The organism is Natronolimnobius sp. AArcel1 (genome assembly GCF_011043775.1).
Taxonomy (GTDB): domain Archaea; phylum Halobacteriota; class Halobacteria; order Halobacteriales; family Natrialbaceae; genus Natronolimnobius.
The window spans coordinates 1-16,925 of sequence record NZ_JAAKXY010000011.1 but is presented as its reverse complement, the minus strand read 5'-3'; the positions used below and the strand labels follow the sequence as shown (position 1 = coordinate 16,925).

General features: G+C 59.5%; 16 protein-coding genes. 4 read left to right on the top strand and 12 right to left on the bottom strand.

Annotated elements, in window-relative coordinates; all coding sequences use genetic code 11:
- Positions 1–538: DUF4157 domain-containing protein (locus tag G6M89_RS21845; RefSeq protein ID WP_165164013.1), on the bottom strand; the 538-nt coding region annotated here is incomplete at its 3' end.
- 446 nt (positions 539–984) lie between these two features.
- Complete coding sequence (locus G6M89_RS21840; RefSeq protein ID WP_165164012.1) at positions 985–2,295, bottom strand: cobyrinic acid a,c-diamide synthase; 1,311 nt, start codon at positions 2,293–2,295, stop codon at positions 985–987.
- Positions 2,296–2,504: 209 nt separating this feature from the next.
- Between G6M89_RS21840 and G6M89_RS21835 the strand changes: the two genes are divergently transcribed.
- A complete protein-coding gene (locus tag G6M89_RS21835) occupies positions 2,505–2,684 on the top strand; it encodes a hypothetical protein (RefSeq protein WP_165164011.1) in 180 nt (59 codons plus the stop codon).
- 56 nt (positions 2,685–2,740) lie between these two features.
- Here G6M89_RS21835 and G6M89_RS21830 read toward each other — a convergent pair whose 3' ends face one another.
- From G6M89_RS21830 to G6M89_RS21810, 5 genes are all read right to left on the bottom strand, one after another.
- A complete protein-coding gene (locus G6M89_RS21830) occupies positions 2,741–3,118 on the bottom strand; it encodes a cupin domain-containing protein (protein ID WP_165164010.1) in 378 nt (125 codons plus the stop codon).
- 87 nt (positions 3,119–3,205) lie between these two features.
- Positions 3,206–4,789, bottom strand: coding sequence for an aldehyde dehydrogenase family protein (locus G6M89_RS21825; RefSeq protein ID WP_165164009.1), 1,584 nt, complete (start codon positions 4,787–4,789; stop codon positions 3,206–3,208).
- Between the two features lie 110 nt (positions 4,790–4,899).
- Positions 4,900–5,793 carry a phosphatase PAP2 family protein gene (locus tag G6M89_RS21820; RefSeq protein ID WP_165164008.1) on the bottom strand — a complete coding sequence of 298 codons (894 nt, stop codon included), beginning with the start codon at positions 5,791–5,793 and terminating at the stop codon, positions 4,900–4,902.
- Between the two features lie 111 nt (positions 5,794–5,904).
- Positions 5,905–6,360 carry an SHOCT domain-containing protein gene (locus G6M89_RS21815; RefSeq protein ID WP_165164007.1) on the bottom strand — a complete coding sequence of 152 codons (456 nt, stop codon included), beginning with the start codon at positions 6,358–6,360 and terminating at the stop codon, positions 5,905–5,907.
- A gap of 75 nt (positions 6,361–6,435) precedes the next feature.
- Positions 6,436–7,242 (bottom strand): RIO1 family regulatory kinase/ATPase, encoded by an 807-nt coding sequence (locus G6M89_RS21810; RefSeq protein WP_165164006.1) that lies wholly within the window; start codon positions 7,240–7,242, stop codon positions 6,436–6,438.
- 141 nt (positions 7,243–7,383) lie between these two features.
- Here G6M89_RS21810 and G6M89_RS21805 point away from each other — a divergent pair, with 141 nt between their 5' ends.
- The 3 genes from G6M89_RS21805 (at position 7,384) to G6M89_RS21795 (ending at position 10,023) form a co-directional block, all read left to right on the top strand.
- A complete protein-coding gene (locus tag G6M89_RS21805) occupies positions 7,384–8,565 on the top strand; it encodes a hypothetical protein (protein WP_241175508.1) in 1,182 nt (393 codons plus the stop codon).
- A gap of 68 nt (positions 8,566–8,633) precedes the next feature.
- Complete coding sequence (locus G6M89_RS21800) at positions 8,634–9,776, top strand: acyl-CoA dehydrogenase family protein (RefSeq protein ID WP_165164005.1); 1,143 nt, start codon at positions 8,634–8,636, stop codon at positions 9,774–9,776.
- A 34-nt stretch (positions 9,777–9,810) separates the two neighbouring features.
- Positions 9,811–10,023, top strand: a complete 213-nt coding sequence (locus G6M89_RS21795; protein WP_165164004.1) for a hypothetical protein — start codon at positions 9,811–9,813, stop codon at positions 10,021–10,023.
- Positions 10,024–10,048: 25 nt separating this feature from the next.
- Here the strand turns inward: G6M89_RS21795 and G6M89_RS21790 are convergent, their stop codons facing one another.
- The 5 genes from G6M89_RS21790 to G6M89_RS21770 form a co-directional block, all read right to left on the bottom strand.
- Positions 10,049–10,885 (bottom strand): DUF6517 family protein, encoded by an 837-nt coding sequence (locus G6M89_RS21790; protein WP_165164003.1) that lies wholly within the window; start codon positions 10,883–10,885, stop codon positions 10,049–10,051.
- A gap of 79 nt (positions 10,886–10,964) precedes the next feature.
- The gene (locus G6M89_RS21785; RefSeq protein ID WP_165164002.1) at positions 10,965–11,459 is read right to left on the bottom strand and encodes a DUF2062 domain-containing protein; all 495 of its coding nucleotides are present in this window, start codon (positions 11,457–11,459) and stop codon (positions 10,965–10,967) included.
- Between the two features lie 81 nt (positions 11,460–11,540).
- Positions 11,541–13,640, bottom strand: coding sequence for an ABC transporter ATP-binding protein (locus tag G6M89_RS21780; RefSeq protein ID WP_165164001.1), 2,100 nt, complete (start codon positions 13,638–13,640; stop codon positions 11,541–11,543).
- Between the two features lie 194 nt (positions 13,641–13,834).
- Entirely contained in the window at positions 13,835–15,091 is a 1,257-nt protein-coding gene (locus G6M89_RS21775; protein ID WP_165164000.1) for a Glu/Leu/Phe/Val dehydrogenase, read from the bottom strand.
- A 112-nt stretch (positions 15,092–15,203) separates the two neighbouring features.
- The gene (locus tag G6M89_RS21770; protein ID WP_165163999.1) at positions 15,204–16,094 is read right to left on the bottom strand and encodes a CoA ester lyase; all 891 of its coding nucleotides are present in this window, start codon (positions 16,092–16,094) and stop codon (positions 15,204–15,206) included.
- Positions 16,095–16,925: the final 831 nt, after the last annotated feature.

Below are 16,925 nucleotides of genomic sequence, written 5' to 3'. Positions count from 1 at the left end.
CGGGGCCGAAGGCAATGTGATTGCCGACGGTGAACGCGCGGGCGTTGACCGCCTCGCAGGCCTGCTGTGCGGTCGGACCTGTATGCACCCGGACGTGATCCAGCGATTCGCCGAGGCGATCCTCGAGTCCACCTTTGACATCGCCATCTAAGGAGTGGCCAGGTGAGGAAAGGACGTCGCGAACGGACCCGGGGACGCCAGCATCACCTGCAGGAGCGGTATCGTGTTGGGCTTCACGACTGCGCTGGACCGACGCCGCGTTTTGACGTTCGATATCTTGGGGCACTTCGGCTGGCCGGTCGGCCTGACGCTCACGGAATGCGTCCATATCGACCGGCTTGCCCATGATCCCGATAGGCATGCCCTCGTCGGCCCACTGCTGCACGCGCTGGGGGCCACAAGCCTTCTCGAGGCGTTGGAGTTTGGTCGCCTGACCCGGCATGTACAACTCGAGATCGTAGCGGCGTTCGATTGTCTCTCGAGGTGGGCGTGCCGATGTTTGCGACGCTGTATTCGACTGTGAGCGGGACGACTGCACCTTCTGACTCGGGGACGAGGACGTCTCCTTGTCTCCCGAGTCCGAATTCGAATTCGATCGGACACCGGTGTATCCCATTAGTCTCTACGCTGGTATGCTTCCGACAACAACATATACTTACTGATGAGTGATTGGAAAAGATAGATGTATCCCGAGCCAGAACGTCGCCCCAGTGAGTCGGCAAATCCGACAGACAGCGTCGATTGCGGTCCAGTCTTGGGCAGCATCACCCGAGTGACGAAGTCGATTTCTCACCCATGAGCTATCCGAACACCGTTGCACACCTACTCGCCAGACAGATAATCCTACAGTTTTGACCGTCAAATCTCAGTCCAGGCGAATGTGACGGCGAACCCGAGTGTGACTGTCGACTTCACATCCTTCTTTCGCACCAACGGTTGCGATCAGACTTCGGTAGCTGCGGTATCTGTTTACCCACGGTCCAATTAGGAATCCAGTCGCTCGAGCACCGTCTCAAACGCCCCGCTTTCGGGATGCACGTGGGCGTATGTGCCGAGTGAGGCGTATTCGGTGAGCCCGTCGTGGTCGCCGTCGATGCCGTCGCCGCGGACGGTGTCGAACGCGAACCGGGCGTCGCTTCCGACCTCGGCACTCGAGTAGTGGAACTCGTGTCCGCGCACGTGCTCGCCGGACGCAGCGGTGAGCGTGCTATCCGTGGCCTCGAGTTCGACGTGGTCAAGCGCCTGATACCGGTCGTGCATTGTCACGTCGGCGGGCAGTATGCCGGCCATCTCGTGGCACTCGCCGTCGGCTGTGGTCAGCGACTGACTCATCGTCATCAGGCCGCCACACTCTCCAAGGACGGGGAGTCCGTCGCTCGCCCGTTGGCCGAGTTCTGCGAGCGTGCCGGCCGACTCGAGCGCATCGGCGTGGAGTTCGGGATAGCCACCGGGCAGGTAGACGGCGTCGCAGTCGGGGACGGGATCGCCCGCAACTGGCGAGAACGTGAGGAGAGTTGCACGCTCGCGGAAGCGCTCGAGTGTCGCGGGATAGCGGAAACAGAAGGCGGCGTCGCTGGCGACGGCGATGCGTGCATCTACGGGATCGGGTTCCGTGTGGACTGATTCATCAGGCTTCGGCGACTCACTCGCGACCGCAGCCAATCGTTCGGCCTCGAGTGTGTCTGCAGCCTCGCGAAGTGCCTCGAGCGGGACTGGCGTCTCATCGCCCATCTCGAGGCCGAGGTGGCGTTCGGGAATCTCGAGGCCAGGTGTCGGTGGAATCCGTCCGAAGTACTCGAGATCGTCGGGTAAGGCATCGCGAATGCCCTGTTCATGGCGACCGCCGTGGGCGCGCTGGGCGACGATACCCGCCACCTCGATGTCGCGGCCGATTTCGTCGGCGTAGGTCTGAAACCCGAGGGCGGTCGCGGCGACGCTTTCCATGCCGGCGCTGGCGTCGACGACGAGCACAACAGGGAGGTCGAGCGCCTCGGCGACCATCGCCGTACTCGAGCCATCGCCGTCGTACAGCCCCATGACACCCTCGACGACGCAGATGTCGCCCTCGCCACGGTGGTAGTTGCGCCGGACGCCATCTTCGCCACAGAGCCACAGATCGAGCGTTCGCGAGGGACGGCCCGCGACCGCTTCGTGATGGCTCGGGTCGATAAAGTCCGGTCCCGCTTTCGCGGGTTGGACGGCGTAGCCGGCGTCTGCGAGCGCCTGGCAGGTTGCAAGCGTGGCCACGGTTTTCCCGACCCCGGAGCTGACGCCGCCGATCACGAACCCATTCACGTCGGTCGCCTCCAGTCTCGATAGTCCGTCCGCCGTTGGCCTGTGAAACGCAGTCGCATTCGTATCCTCGAGTCTGTCGCTGCGGTCTTGAATGCGTTGGTGGGTGGTCGGTACTGGTGGTGGTGACTCGGTTTGTCCGGTAGGATGGGAACCCGAGCCACCTCGCCGACGAACTTAACCGCTCGAGTCGGGTAGGCGTGGTCGAACCGATGACCGACGACCACAACTCCGAGACGGATCCAGACGTCGAGCATCACCTCCGAAAAGCCCTGCAACACCTGGGAGAAGCCAGCGAGGCAGACGACCTTCGGAAGACGAACGCCGTTGCACTCGAGGATGTTTCGCGGACGATATCGTCGGTGCTTAGAGAGTACAGACACGACAAATAAGGCAAGAACGGAAGACGAAAATCGGTACTCGAGCGGGCCGTGTCGTCTCGAGTCCGTTAGCCCGCGAACCCGGTCAGGAGCCACTCGCCGTCGTCGTCCTCGTCATCGCCGATGCTTGGCGCGCTGACGAGCACGAACGCACTTTCGTCGTCGCCATTTCTAATCTGGCGGGTCGACTCCGGCGGGATCCAGAGTGCGTCACCAGTTTCCATCGCAATCGGTTCGCCGTCGATGATGACCGTTGCGTCGCCTTCGATCAGCACGTAGACCTCCTCGTGATCGTTGTCGGTGTGGTCGTGTGGCTTGCTCTTCCAGCCGGGATCACAGCGTGCGACCGTCACCCCCACGTGCTCGGTCTCGAGCGGTTCAGACAGAAAATGCATCGCACTCGAGACCTGCTCGACGTCTTCGTAGTTCACCTTCCGATAGGACATATGTGAGTTCTTGGCGGGATATGGATAAAACAATACTGATCGCCCGAACATTGGCGAAACTGGCGACGCGACGAGTCCCGGTTCGACTTAGTCCTCAGACGTCGTAATATCCGCAGAGAGTCCCTGTGCCATCTCTATTTTTCTCGAGTTGTTGATCGTCCAGGCGGTGCGCTCGGTGACGGCTTCGATTGCTTCGCGGGCGCTTGGGTAGCCGTTGCCCGACTTCTTGACGCCGCCGAAGGGCAACTGGACCTCTGCGCCGATACACGGCAGATTGCCGTAGGCCAGTCCGAGTTCAGCACGATCACGGAAGCGATTGATCTGGCGGTAATCCTCCGAGATGATCGCCCCTGCGAGGCCATAGGGCGTGTCGTTGTGAATCTCGAGTGCGCGGTCGATATCGCCGTCGTACTCGAGGAGGGCGACGTGCGGGCCGAAACACTCCTCTTCCAGACAGCGCAGGTCGGTGTCGTACTCGATTTCGTAGACGAACGGGCCGACCCAGTGACCGTTCGCGTAGCTGCCGCTACGCTCACCATCGGCGGCAGTAGCCGCCCCTTCGCCGTGGCCGTCCGGAATCTCACCGTCCTCGAGTTCGAAGCGGTCGACCAGCACCTCTGCGCCCTCCTCGACAGCGAGGTCGTTGTGCCGCCGTATTTTTTCGACGTGCTCGGCCTCGATTGCTGGCCCCATGAACGTCGACTCCTCGAGTGGGTTGCCTACGGCAACGTCTGTGGCGAGGTCGACGAATCGCGCTTTGAACTCGTCGTAGACGTCGGTGTGGACGATCAGGCGCTCCGAGGAGACACAGCGCTGGCCGGTCGTCTTGAAACTCGACATGATCGCCGAGTGGACGGCGGTATCCAGGTCCGCCTCCTCGGTGATGATGATCCCGTTCTTGCCACCCATCTCGCAGGCGGCGAGTTTACCGGGTTCACCGCCAACCTTGCTCGCGATTTCCTGGCCGACCTCGGCGGAGCCGGTAAAGAGGACGGTATCGACGCGGTCGTCCTCGGTGATCGCCGCACCGGCGTCGCCGTAGCCCTGAATCATGTTGAAGACACCGTCGGGAATCCCCGATTCAGCCATCATCTCGGCGATGATCTGGCCACACCACGGGGTCTGTTCGGCGGGTTTCCAGACGACCGTATTCCCCTCAACAAGGGCAATCGCCATGTGCCAGAACGGAATCGCGACGGGGAAGTTCCACGGCGTGATGCAGCCAACCACGCCGCGGGGCTTGCGACGCATGTAGGCATCCTTGCTCGCGACTTCGGAGGGCACCACGTCGCCGTGGGGGTGTCGGGCGTTGCCCGCCGCCCACTCGACCATGTGCCAGGCCTCGGTGACGTCCGCTTTCCCCTCCGAGATTTCCTTTCCACACTCTTTCGTCACAATCTCGCCCAACTCGTCGTGTCTGTCGCGTAGTTCGTGGTAGATCTCCCAGAGATACTCTGCCCGGTCGATGTACGAGTGGTCGCGCCACTCCTCGAAGGCGTCTTCCGCGGCCTCGAGTGCAGCGTCGACGTCATCGTCGGTGCCGCGGTGGAACTCGGCCAACGACTCGCCGGTCGCGGGATTCTGGCTTTCGAACGTCTCAGCGCCGGTTCCCTGCGTCCAGTCGCCGTCGATGTAGTGGCCGTACACCTCGTCGGTGGGAGTCTGGCTCATGCTTGAATAGACAACGAAGTGCGTGAAAACCTTGCTGGTGGTCCACACCCTCGTAGACTGAGTGTACAGTTCTGTAGCCAAGCGCACACAGAAGTGCACATTCGAACAACCTACGCGGACGCCACATCTCGAGCGACCGGGCCGACAACGACGAGGATCGTCGCGAGTCCAACGAGGCCTGCAGCGCTCATCAGCGAGACGAGTGTCGTAGCGACTGCGATGATCAGTGCCGCCCCGACGAGCACGGCAGCGCCGCCACGAAGCGCGAGCGCCCGGCTGAATTGCCATTCAGTCCCTGCCATCGGGCCTCGAGCAAGCATCACGAGTTGCCACCCTGCAAAGGCACCGAACGATCCTGCGAGCAAGAACAGCGCGTCTCGAGTGCCATCGCTCGTCACGAAAAAGAACGCACAGAAGCCGATACCGAGTGCGAACGCAATCGTGGGCCGATCAGAAAACTCTCGCTCGAGAAGTACCCATGCAGCTCCGAGAAGCGCGAATCCGACGAGAACACCGACGACGACGTCGACGAGGTAGTGGACGCCGAGTGCAACGCGGGTGAACGAGACGACCGTGACGAGGATGCCAGCGAGCGCATACCGCCGGCGTACCGTGCTGATCGACAGGACGGTTGCCAACCCAAAGTAGACGACCGTCGTGTTGACCGCGTGGCCGCTCGGGAAGCCGTAGCCACCGACTGTCGCTGTCGCCTCGTACAGGGGCTGTACGAGCGCGGGCAGATGGGTCGGATCGAGCAGTGGCTGTTCGGGTCGCGGAAGCCCGAAGACTTCCTTGAGTCCTTTGTACAGTCCCATTCCGGCGAGTGTGACGCCAGCAACGGTCGCCACATCGTCTCGCTCCCGCGCGTCGAACCAGTACAGCACCGTCAGCACGAGCACGAGAAACCAGATATCTCCCAGTTGGGTGAGGAGTGCAAACACGACGGCCAGCCAGTCCGGGATCGACCCTTGGATCAGTTCGAACTCGCCGATGCCACGCCCCATGGTCGCGATACGACGGTCACCACCGAAAACTCACTCCCTGAAACTGCACTCGGGGAGGTGTCAGGCTCGAGCGAGATGCCGAACGCAACTGGCGACTCGAGTCAACGCGTATCAGCGCGAGTCGGTTTCAGTCTCACGCTCTCGGTCGGTGTTGGCCTCGTGCTGGCTAAAAGCGTCCGTTTCAGTCGGAGTCGACTCGGAATCTCCCAAAACGTGTTCCCTGGCAGCGTCGACCGTTTCCGTCTCGAGTAGTCGTTCGGCGCGTTGCTCGAACTCCGGGTCGGTGAGTTCACCGCGTGCGTAGCGGTCGCGCAGCGTCTCGAGGGCGTCTGCGGTGTCGTCCGGTTGGCTATCCGCTTGCGAGCGATTTTGTGTGCGCTCATGACTCGTTGCAGTCGATTCCTCCTGTGGACTGAACTGCGCTGCCACGACGAACGACGCTGCAATCGTCACAATGATCGTCGCCATCATGAATGCGCTCCAGAACGCACCGAGAAGAAGGCTAAAGACGACCATCGGAAAACCAAGAACCAGCGCGAACAGGCCTGCTCGAAGTCCGTCGTCCATCTGTATATTGCTCGAGTACGGAGCGACGTCGTGTGAATCTTTCGACAAAATAGCTCACGTGAGCGAGCAGGGAGGCTACTGGCTCAGATCCGCCATCTTCTCGAGTTCGCTGCGTAGTTGTGTCGAGTCAAACTCGTGGTCAGGTCGCAGGCGGACGAAATCAAGAAATCGCCGCGCCGAGAGCAGTTCCGCAGAATCGTAGACGCTCGAGGCGGCCTGGACTGCCTTTCGAGGACCGATTCGGGGCTCGAGGACGGCGAGTGCACACGCGAGGTCGTAGGCGGTCGTCTCGGGGACACGGTCTTCGTGGACGCTCGTCGCGTCGATGAAGTAGAGTTCGCCGTCACAGAGGAGGATGTTCTCGCCTCGCAAATCGCCGTGGGCGAGGCCGTGGTCGTGAAGTGCGGCGAGCATTTCGAACAGTTCGCTGGCGCGGTCGGCGACGACGCGATCCGAGACGGTCCCAAATGACTCGAACTCTGGCAGATACTCGAGGACGAGCACGCCGAGGCCGTTGACCTCGAAGGCTTCGATTGGCCGTGGCGCGTTGACGCCGATTTCGCGCATCTGCTGGGTGGCGTCGTACTCGTGTTCGACCATCTCACGCGGGGTGTCGAAGCGGTCGAAGAAGCCGCCGGTGCCGGCCGAGACTGCGCCAACGTTTCGCCCGGTCGTCAGCAGGGCGTGGACGAGTGCGTTCTGTCTGGAGACGATCTTGACGAACCACGTATCGTCGATGACGCAGGGTGTCGAGAGCCAGTTATCCGCCTCGAGAAACTCGACGCGGACACACTCGCGGTCGTGTCGGTCCGCCAGCGTGTGGATGACGCGCTCGATGCGGTCCCACTCGACCGTCCCCCTGGCAAGCTGGCGGATATCCATATAGCAGGGACAACGAGGTTCGTGGTTAAATGCGTCTCGAAGTATTGTCAGTGTACGAGAGAGACTGAGAGGGAGGGACACGCTGGTGAGCACCGTTGAGGAGCGAGAAACGACCCAAACAGTATTTCATCGTGGCAATCAATGGAGTACCTAAGGATGGATGCTGTCGACGACCTCAGCGACGCAATTGATGCAACACGGGAGCTACTGTTGCCGGTGCAGGTTGGGCTGTGGATTAAACTCGCCATCGTCGTCTTCTTTATCGGCGGCAGCCTCGGGATGAGCGGGAGCGTCCCTGCCGGTGACGTCGGCCCAGTTGCTGACGAGACGGCAGTTGACGCACCAATCGATGAGATTCCTGACAAAATTATCGCACTCGCTGCGGTCATCGTCGTCATCCTACTCGCACTATGGTTCATCTACAATGCTCTCGGTGCGATCATGGAGTTTGTCTTCGTCGAATCACTTCGCTCGAGAGCGGTCCACGTCCGGCGATATATGGGCCAAAATCTCTGGCGAGGGCTGCGGCTGTTTGGTTTCCGCCTCGTTCTCGGTGCGATTGCCCTCGGTATTGTCGCCATCCCGGCACTGAGTGTGGTCCTCGGGACATCGACCCCCGAGGCCGCCCTCGAGTCACTGATTCCGTTCGTGTTGCTTGCGATTCCCGTCTACTTGATCTATGCAATTCTCATGCGATTTACCTCCGAGTTCGTCGTCCCAGTAATGTTACTCGAGGAGCGTGGCGTCCTCTCTGCATGGCGTCGATTCTGGCCGACGCTCACCGGAAATCTCGGCCAGTTTGTCGTTTATCTCGTCTTGGTCTGGATCCTGCAGTTCGTGATCAACTTTGCCGCTGGCTTCGTGATTCTGTTCGGTGTGGTCGCGATTGCGATTCCGTTCATTATCCTCGGCGTCCTGGCGGCGATGCTCGGTGAGATCGGTCTCTGGATCGCCGGCGCTCTCGCTGTGGTTGCACTTGTGGTCGTGTTGCTATTCGTCGCACTCGTCCAGATGCCGATCCGGACGTACTTCCAGTACTACGCACTGTTGTTGCTCGGCGATCGAAACCCAGAACTCGATCTGATCTCCGAACTGCGAACGACGATCCGCGCCGACTCGGATAGACACGACGAAAACGGCCGAAATGGTCGAAACGGCCCACCTGAAACGGACAATGCCGACCAATCCGACATTGGCGGGAACCACTGGGATGAAAGCGACGACACGGACACCCCACTCTGGGACCAGAGCGACGACTCGAGCGACTGGGATTCCCAGGATGAGGAAGACGACGCGGACGGCAACGACAATCGCGGCTGGTAGCGCCTAACTGCTCTGCTGCCCGTGCGATCCGGCGGTGCGTTTATTCGCCATGCCGGCAAGTATTGCGTATGGCTTTCGAGCTGTCCGACGAACACCGGATGATCCGGGAGACCGTCAGGGACTTCTGTGAGCGCGAAATCGAACCGATCGCACAGGAGATCGAAGACGAACACCGGTTTCCCGACGAAATTTTCGATCAACTGGCCGCGCTCGACATGCTCGGCGTCCCCATCAGCGATGAGTACGGCGGACTGGGCGGTGATACACTCATGTACACTCTCGTCGCCGAAGAACTGGGACGCGTCTCCGGGTCGATTGGCCTTTCGTACGTTGCCCACACCTCGCTGGCATCAAAGCCAATCGAACAGTTCGGCACCGACGAGCAGAAAGAACGGTGGCTCCGCCCACTCGCAGAAGGCGAGTACCTCGGCGGCTGGGCGCTGACCGAACCCGAAAGCGGCTCCGACGCCTCGGATATGGACACTGTCGCGGAAAAGGAAGGCGAAGAGTGGGTTTTGAACGGCACTAAGCAGTTCATTACCAACGCCTCGGAAGCCGGATCGATTCTCGTCAAGGCAGTCACGGACCCCGGCGCGGGCTACGACGGCATCTCGACGTTTATCGTCGACCCCCGTGAGGACGACGGGTTCGAGGTCACGACGACCTGGGAGAAAATGGGGCTCAACGCTTCACCGACCTGTGAGATTCGCTTCGATGATGTCCGACTGCCCGATGACCGTCTCCTCGGCGAGGAAGGTGCGGGCTGGACACAAACGAAAAAGACGCTCGACGGCGGCCGAATTTCGATCGCTGCACTCTCGACGGGACTGGCACAGGGTGCGTACGAACACGCGAAGGCGTACAGCCAGGAACGTGAGCAGTTTGGACAACCAATTTCGGCGTTTGACGCCATCCGGGACAAAATCGTCGACATGCACCGGAAAACTGAGCGAGCCCGGTTGCTCACCTATCGCGCTGCACGGACCGCCGACGCAGGCGAACCGGTAACCAGAGAGTCGGCGCTGGCAAAACTCGACGCCAGCGAGGCAGCCCGTGAGGTTGCCGAAGACGCCGTCCAAGTGCTCGGTGGCTACGGCTACACCACGGATTTCGCCCCGCAGCGATTCTATCGCGACGCGAAACTCATGGAAATCGGCGAAGGAACGAGTGAGATACAACACCTCGTGATCGGACGAGAACTCGGTCTTTAAGACGCTCGAGCCGACAACTCAGGCATCGAAACCTATGTTCGCGTTGATGCTCGGTCTCCTGATCGTCGTGTTCGGTCTCGCTGGGCTCCGCTACGCCGCAACCCTCGTTGAGCACCAAAATCAGTTCGAACTGACGATGTACGGCGCCGAAGAACTCGACACTGCTGAACGAGTCCGTGTCACGAAACTCACCGCCAGCGTCGTCATAATCGTCGGATTCGGCATCATCGCGTACGGACTGCTGTAACGTTCTCTCGAGGCGACGGTCTCGGCTACAAGGTAAGGAGACCGTCGTCTCCATCGTCGTCAGTCGTTTCATCGCCATCGTCAGCCCCATCGTCCTCCTCGCCGTCTTCGTCACCATCGCTCCCGTCACCACTGTCTCCGTCATCTGGTTCGCCCTCGTCAGTTTCGTCGTCCCCGTTATCAGGCTCATCGTCCGAGGCGTCCTCATCGTCATCAGCCTCATTGATATCCGCGACGATGTTCTCCATGAGCGCGATCACATTGTCCTCTTCGCGGCTCCTGAGATCCGCCGGGTAGACGCCGATCGAGACGAGTAAGTCGTCTCCAGCACTGACGGCTTCAGTGACGTGCAGGTCAACCGTGAGACTTGTCCCTTCGAACTCTGCATCAGCGGTGAACCACGACCGCGTCGTCGTCTGCTCGAGAATCTCGACTGACTCGTCGTCTTCGAATTCGATGTTACCGATCTCGTCGTAGTTATCCTCGATTAGGTCGACGAGTTCCCGGGCGTCCATCTCCTCAACGGGATTGAAATTTCGTCCGAGGGCACCGACCTCCGGCGTCGTCAGTACGGAGAAAATCGCTGCACGCTGGTTGGCAAGCCCTGCAACGTCGACCGCTTTTTCGTGTTCAGTTAGGTAGTTATGGACGACCACACGCTCCGATGTGACGGTGAGATCAACCTCCTCATCGATCGTCAGTTCATCGACGCCAGTCTGTTCGTAGCCTGTCTCTGACCGGATAGCGGCGTCGACGCCAGCCGGCGCCGACTCGTGTTCATCCATGCCAATCAGTCCAAGACACCCGGAGAGGCTTGCAAGGCCGGACACACCGAGTCCGGCGAGCAGGGTTCGACGATTCATTACACACAATCAGGCATCGGTTGCTAAGAGTTTATTCGTTTACAGAGAGTTTGTCAGCCCAACAATACGTCGCGACTCACTAGCGAAATCGGTCGGGGATAATCCATCGATAGGGTGGCTCCGATCGCTGGCGTTTTTGTTGTCGATACGCCCGTGTCAGGCGCCGGACGAAAACGTACCCAATCGCAGCGAGGAGAACTGCGATAATGAGATTTCCGACCAACAGTTGCGTAATGACGATTCGGGCGGTTACAGCAGACACATCGGCCGTGAGGATCGGATTCGTTCCCAACAATAGTCCGCCGAGTTGCAGACTCGAGACGTAGACGACTGGTTTGACAAACGGGTTCAGGACGGCAACTGAGGCAAAGAGTGCGGGCTTGCTGATCCACGACCACAGCGAGGTGAGGACGAAAAAGAGCCCGATGCCAAGCCCGCCCGTGGGAAGTGCCGTGATGAAGATTCCAATCGCAAAACTGGCCCCAACCTGATGTGGCGTGTGCTCTTCGCGAAACGCAGCCTGCAGTTTGCGCCGCACACGGTCGCGATACAGGGCAAGGCGCTCACGTCCCATTCGATTCTGCGAGTCTCTCTGCATAGAAAAAGATTCCGAGACTGTACCTCAGGGGTCAACGGCTAGTGACGTTTTCCGGCCTTATTGCCCTCGAGTGTTGGCGTGCTCAGACTGAGTCGTCTCCCGGTGGCCAGTGCCCGGCGTGCTCGTCTGTGATTCCCAGAGGTCTGCGTACGTCCCTGCTGCATCGACCAGTTCCTCGTGGGTGCCCATCTCGATCACGTTGCCATCGTCCATGACGACGATACGGTCTGCATCCTGAATCGTCGAGAGGCGATGGGCAATGATGAATGCGGTCCGGTCTGCGGTGAGTTCGTCGAGATTCTGTTGGATCACCTGTTCTGTCTCGGTATCGACGTCGCTCGTCGCTTCGTCCAGCACGATCACATCGGGATCGTTGCAAATCGTCCGCGCAATCGAGACGCGCTGGCGCTGGCCACCCGAGAGTTTGACACCGCGCTCACCAACCATCGTGTCGTAGCCGTCAGGCAAGTCCTGAATGAACTCGTCTGCTCCCGCAGCAACCGCTGCCTCGCGAATATCTGCCTCGAGTGTGTCGGGGACCTCACTTTCGTCGTCGGCCTCGAGAACGGTTCGGAACATCTCGCCATCACCGTAGGCGATGTTCTCGCGGATCGTCCCGGAGAACATGTAGGGATCTTGCTCGACGACGCCGATTCGGTTGCGCAGCGTTTGGAGGTCGTACTCGCGGACGTCGACACCGTCGATTCGAACCGCACTCGAGTCGTCTGGGGAGTCGGGCCAGCCAGTACCCTCGGCCACGTCAGCGTCGCCAACACCGCCAGCCCTGCCAGCGTCGCCAGCATCGACACCGCCGTCCGCTCGCGTATAACTGCTCTCGCTCTCGTTGACGAGTCCGCCATCGACATCGTAGAATCGCGGCACCAACTTCAGGAGGGTTGACTTCCCTGATCCGCTGGTTCCTGCAAAGCCGACCGTTTCGCCGGCTTCGACCTCGAGGTCGACACCCTCGAGAATCTGCTCGCCGTCGTCGCTGTAGCTGAACGCAACGTTATCGAAGGAGACGTTTCCATCGACGCGGTCTGGTGCGTTCGCGTTCGTCGGTGAACGGATGTCGGAATCGGTCGCGAGAATACCGAAGACGCGCTCGGCGCTGGATTTGGCCTTCTGGTAGTTGTTTGCGGTTTTTCCGATGCGCGTCATCGGGCCGTCGAGTTCCCGCAGGTACATGAAGAAGACAACGAACGTCCCGGCGGTCAGTCCACCTGCAGTGACCACGGAGTAGCCACCAGCAACGAGAATCGAGACGAACATTGCGCCAACGAGCAGGCGAAGCGAGGCGAAAAACGCCTTTCGGACGGTGATCGCACTGATCTTCTCGTCGCGATATCCTTTGCTCTGTTCGGCGACCCGGCTATTCTCGACATCGTAGCGGTCGAACGATTTGACGATGGCTGCTCCGCCGAGATTGTTCGATAGCCGCGTGTTGAGCACGGCGACGCGTTCGCGAATGCGTTTGTACTTCGGCTCGATCCAGATGATGAACTTCGCCGTCACGAGCGCAATGATCGGCACTGGAAGCAGTACCAGCGCACCCAACCACGGTGCCGTATAAATCATGTACCCGCCAACCAGTGTAAAGATCATCACCGCTTCTGTGAGCTGGCGCAGTTCGTTGTTAAAGAACTCCTCGAGGCGGTTGACGTCGCTGTTCAGAATGGCCATCATGCCGCCGGTCTGATGGTTGTTGAAAAACGACAGCGACAGCCGCTGCATGTGGTCGTAGGTGTCCGTTCGGAGATCGTGTTGGATGTGCTGTGCGGTCGTCTGGAAGAAGTACCGCGACAGATAGTGGGTGATCGCCTGGATGATGTACGCTCCGACCGTTAACGCCCCGAGATAATACAGCAACGAGAGTCGCTCACTCGTGTTCCCTTCTGGAACTGGTTCAGTGGGAACGAGCCCCGTTGCTGCCAGCAGTTGATCGACGCCGCCCGACTGGGTGACGACGAGATCAATCGCTGCCGCGAGCATCAAGGCCGGAAACAGCCGTGCAGCGCGGTTGATCATTGTCGAGACGAAGCCGATACACAGCGGTATCCAGTACGGTATTGCGTACGGGAGCAGCTTCAGCATCGGGTTGCCGTCGACTTCATCGCGAATTTCGTCGAAGCTCCCGTGTGGATCTGAGCCTGCCATACGATCTAGGCGGCTTTCAGTTCTGGGCTTCAAAAGGGACTCACAACCGGAAACGATCGCTTCCTCTCGCTCACGGCGAGAGTCAGGTTGCAGCGAATCGAATTGAGTGAGACTGTCGACCCGCACGTGAGAAAGGCAAAAAGAGAAGACAAAGAATCAGTAGTCGATCGAATCAGACCCGTTCGTGGTCGATATTACGGGAACGAGCCTGCCTCTTCGAACGCGTTCGCGACGCGTTCGATGGCGACGACGTAGGCGGCCGTCCGCGGATTGTCGAGGTCGTGTTCCTCGTAGCTCTCGACGAGTGCGTCGAACGCATCGACGATAATCGTCTCGAGTTCGTTGTTGACGCGCTCTTCGGACCAGTAGAAGCGCTGGCGGTTCTGGACCCACTCGAAGTACGACACGGTGACGCCGCCCGCGTTCGCGAGAATATCTGGGATAACGAAGACGTCTTCGTCCTCGAGGACGCGGTCGGCTTCGGGCGTCAGCGGACCGTTTGCAGCTTCCGAAATGACGTCCGCTTTGACATCGTGTGCGAGGTCGCCGTCGATGGCGTTCTCGAGTGCAGCAGGGATCAACAGGTCGACATCGAGGGTGAGGACATCTTCGTTGGTGATCTCTTCCTCGCTCTCCTCGTAGCCCACGACGCTGCCGGTCTCGTTTTTGTGGTGTTTCGCGGCAACTGGGTCGAACCCATCAGGATTGTAGATGCCACCCGAGGAGTCGCTGGCTGCGACGACCGTTGCACCCATCTCGTCGATCAGGTGTGCAGCGATCCAACCGGCGTTCCCGTAGCCCTGGACTGCGACCGTTGCGCCCTCGAGGTCCTTTCCGAGATAGTCGAAGGCTTCGCGAGCGGCGATAACTGTCGATCGACCGGTTGCCTCGACACGACCCTCACTGCCGCCGCTTGCGAGGTTCTTGCCGGTAATGACACCTGGCTCGGTGGTGTTCTCGAGTTCCTCGTAGGTGTCTTTGATCCAGTTCATCTCCCGCTGGCCCGTGTTCACGTCAGGTGCAGGAACGTCGCGGTCCTCGCCGATCAGTGGGCGCAGTTCCGTTGCGAACGCACGTGTCAGTCGCTCGAGTTCGCTTTCGGAGTACTCTGCCGGATCGATGATGATGCCGCCTTTGCCGCCACCGAGTGGAATGTCGACGATTGCGGTCTTGTAGGTCATCCAGCCAGAGAGGGCTTTGACCTCATCGCGCGAGACGTTTGGGTGGTACCGAATGCCGCCCTTGTACGGGCCGCGGTCACCGTTGAACTGCGAGCGGAACGCCTTGAACCGCTCGAGCGAGCCATCGTCCTGTTCGACGGTGAGGTTCGTCTCGAGAACGCGCTCTGGGTGCTTGAGGCGCTCGATTACGTCGCCCTCAATATCGAGATGGGCGGCGGCCTCGTCGATCTGTGATTGCAGACTTTCAAACGGGTTTACGTCGGAAGCCATTACCTGTGGATTTCGAGGAAACCGAAATAAACGTGGCGAATGCACCTCATAGTCATAAAATAACAATATAAGGAATATGAATGGGTGAATATACTACACAGGCGACAACGGATTACTGATGCGGCGGCCATATTTGCGCCGCAATCGCCCGATTGCGGATTTGTTTCGCTCGTTTGATTAGTGGCGCATCGATCATTTCACCGCCAACCTCGAAGACGCCGTGACCGGTTTCGTCCGCCTCACGTGCCGCCTCGAGGACCCGAACGGCCCACTCACAGTCGTCGGCTGATGGAGTGAACTCCTCGTTAATTGGGTCGACCTGTGCAGGATGAATCGCCAGTTTGCCGTCGTAGCCAAGTTCCACGGCGAACGCTGTATCCGCTCGAATGGCAGATTCGTCCTCGAAGTCAGTCACGAGCGTGTCGATGGCGGTACAGTCGTGAGCTGCTGCGGCGAGGACGACGCGCTCCCGTGCGTAGAGCACTTCTGTACCGTCGGCGGTCCGCGTCGCACCGATATCCGCCGCAAGATCCTCAGCACCAAACACCAGCGCATCCGTCGCCGGGACGGCTGCGATTTCGGGGGCTGCAAGAACGCCCGCAGCCTGTTCGATGAGCGCAAAGATGGGATACGACCGGCCAGCATCCTCGAGTGCAGATTCGAGCCGACGAACGGCCCCTGGTTCAGTGACTTTGGGGAGCATGAGGCTATCCAGGCGTAGCGTCTCAGCGTCAGCGTTGGCGGTCACTGATTCAGAGAGAAGGGCCTCGAGATCGGCCTGCCATCGGGTTGGATCTGCGTTCACCCGCACGCACACTTCACAGTCCGGATCGAACGCCGGGTCAGTCAGCACGTCCCTGACCCCGGCTCTGGCCGCATCTTTCTGTCCCGGCGCGACGGCATCCTCGAGGTCGAAGACGACAACGTCAGCAGCCGTTTGTGCGGCTTTGCGAAGCAGTGCTGGTTGGTCTCCGGGCGAAAACAGGACGCTTCGGCGTGCCATAGTGTACCGTGAACGAACACCACTGTGAATCTATGCATGCAACTCGCTGATTGACCGTGGCCCCTGATGCAGAGTGAAAACGGGCTGAAGGTGTGGGCTGTAGCGAGGCGGAATAGGGGATCACTTTCGGGGGTGAGACACCCCTCGTTCAGAGTGAAACACAGTGAACGACTGGGGAGGTGTGGGTTGATTGCACGTCTCACCTCGAGTTTACTCTGAACGGGGTGTCTTCCAATGACCGCTGAACGAGAGTATTGTGTCCGGATTTCCGGAACAAGAGAGAAATTGTCTCTACCAGAGGCACCCCTCGTTCAGAGTGAAAGGGGTCGAAAGGGTCTGGTGGGAGAGCGGAGAGGGTGACTCGAGGTGTGAGTTCAGATGAATATATTATATAGATAGATATGAGGAGGAAATGTATGTTACTACCGTAAGGTATAATACAATAATCTAGTTCTAGTTAACTAGTCATACGGAGAGAGTGAGTGAATAGCGTCTATCTGACTGAATCGAAGGCACTTCGTCCTGACTCACAAACTCTCTTTCATCTACTACCTACTACTCGTTACTTTGTCACCGACCCACCCCCACCCCACTGATACACACGCTATCACTCTGAACGAGGGGTGTGGGGGGCACTGTCTTGAGAACCACGTCTGTCCGTAACAGCCAGCTCAAAATTATTGCAGGAGTGTAATCGTCAGTTCCTATAGTAACCGTTAGAACTATTTGCTCATAACGTGTCGCAACAAATAGTGGATCACCTCGACGAAATCTCTGTCGAAGAGTTGCAAGATGCTCTCGACAATGTGGATAAGAAGAAGCCGACACAAC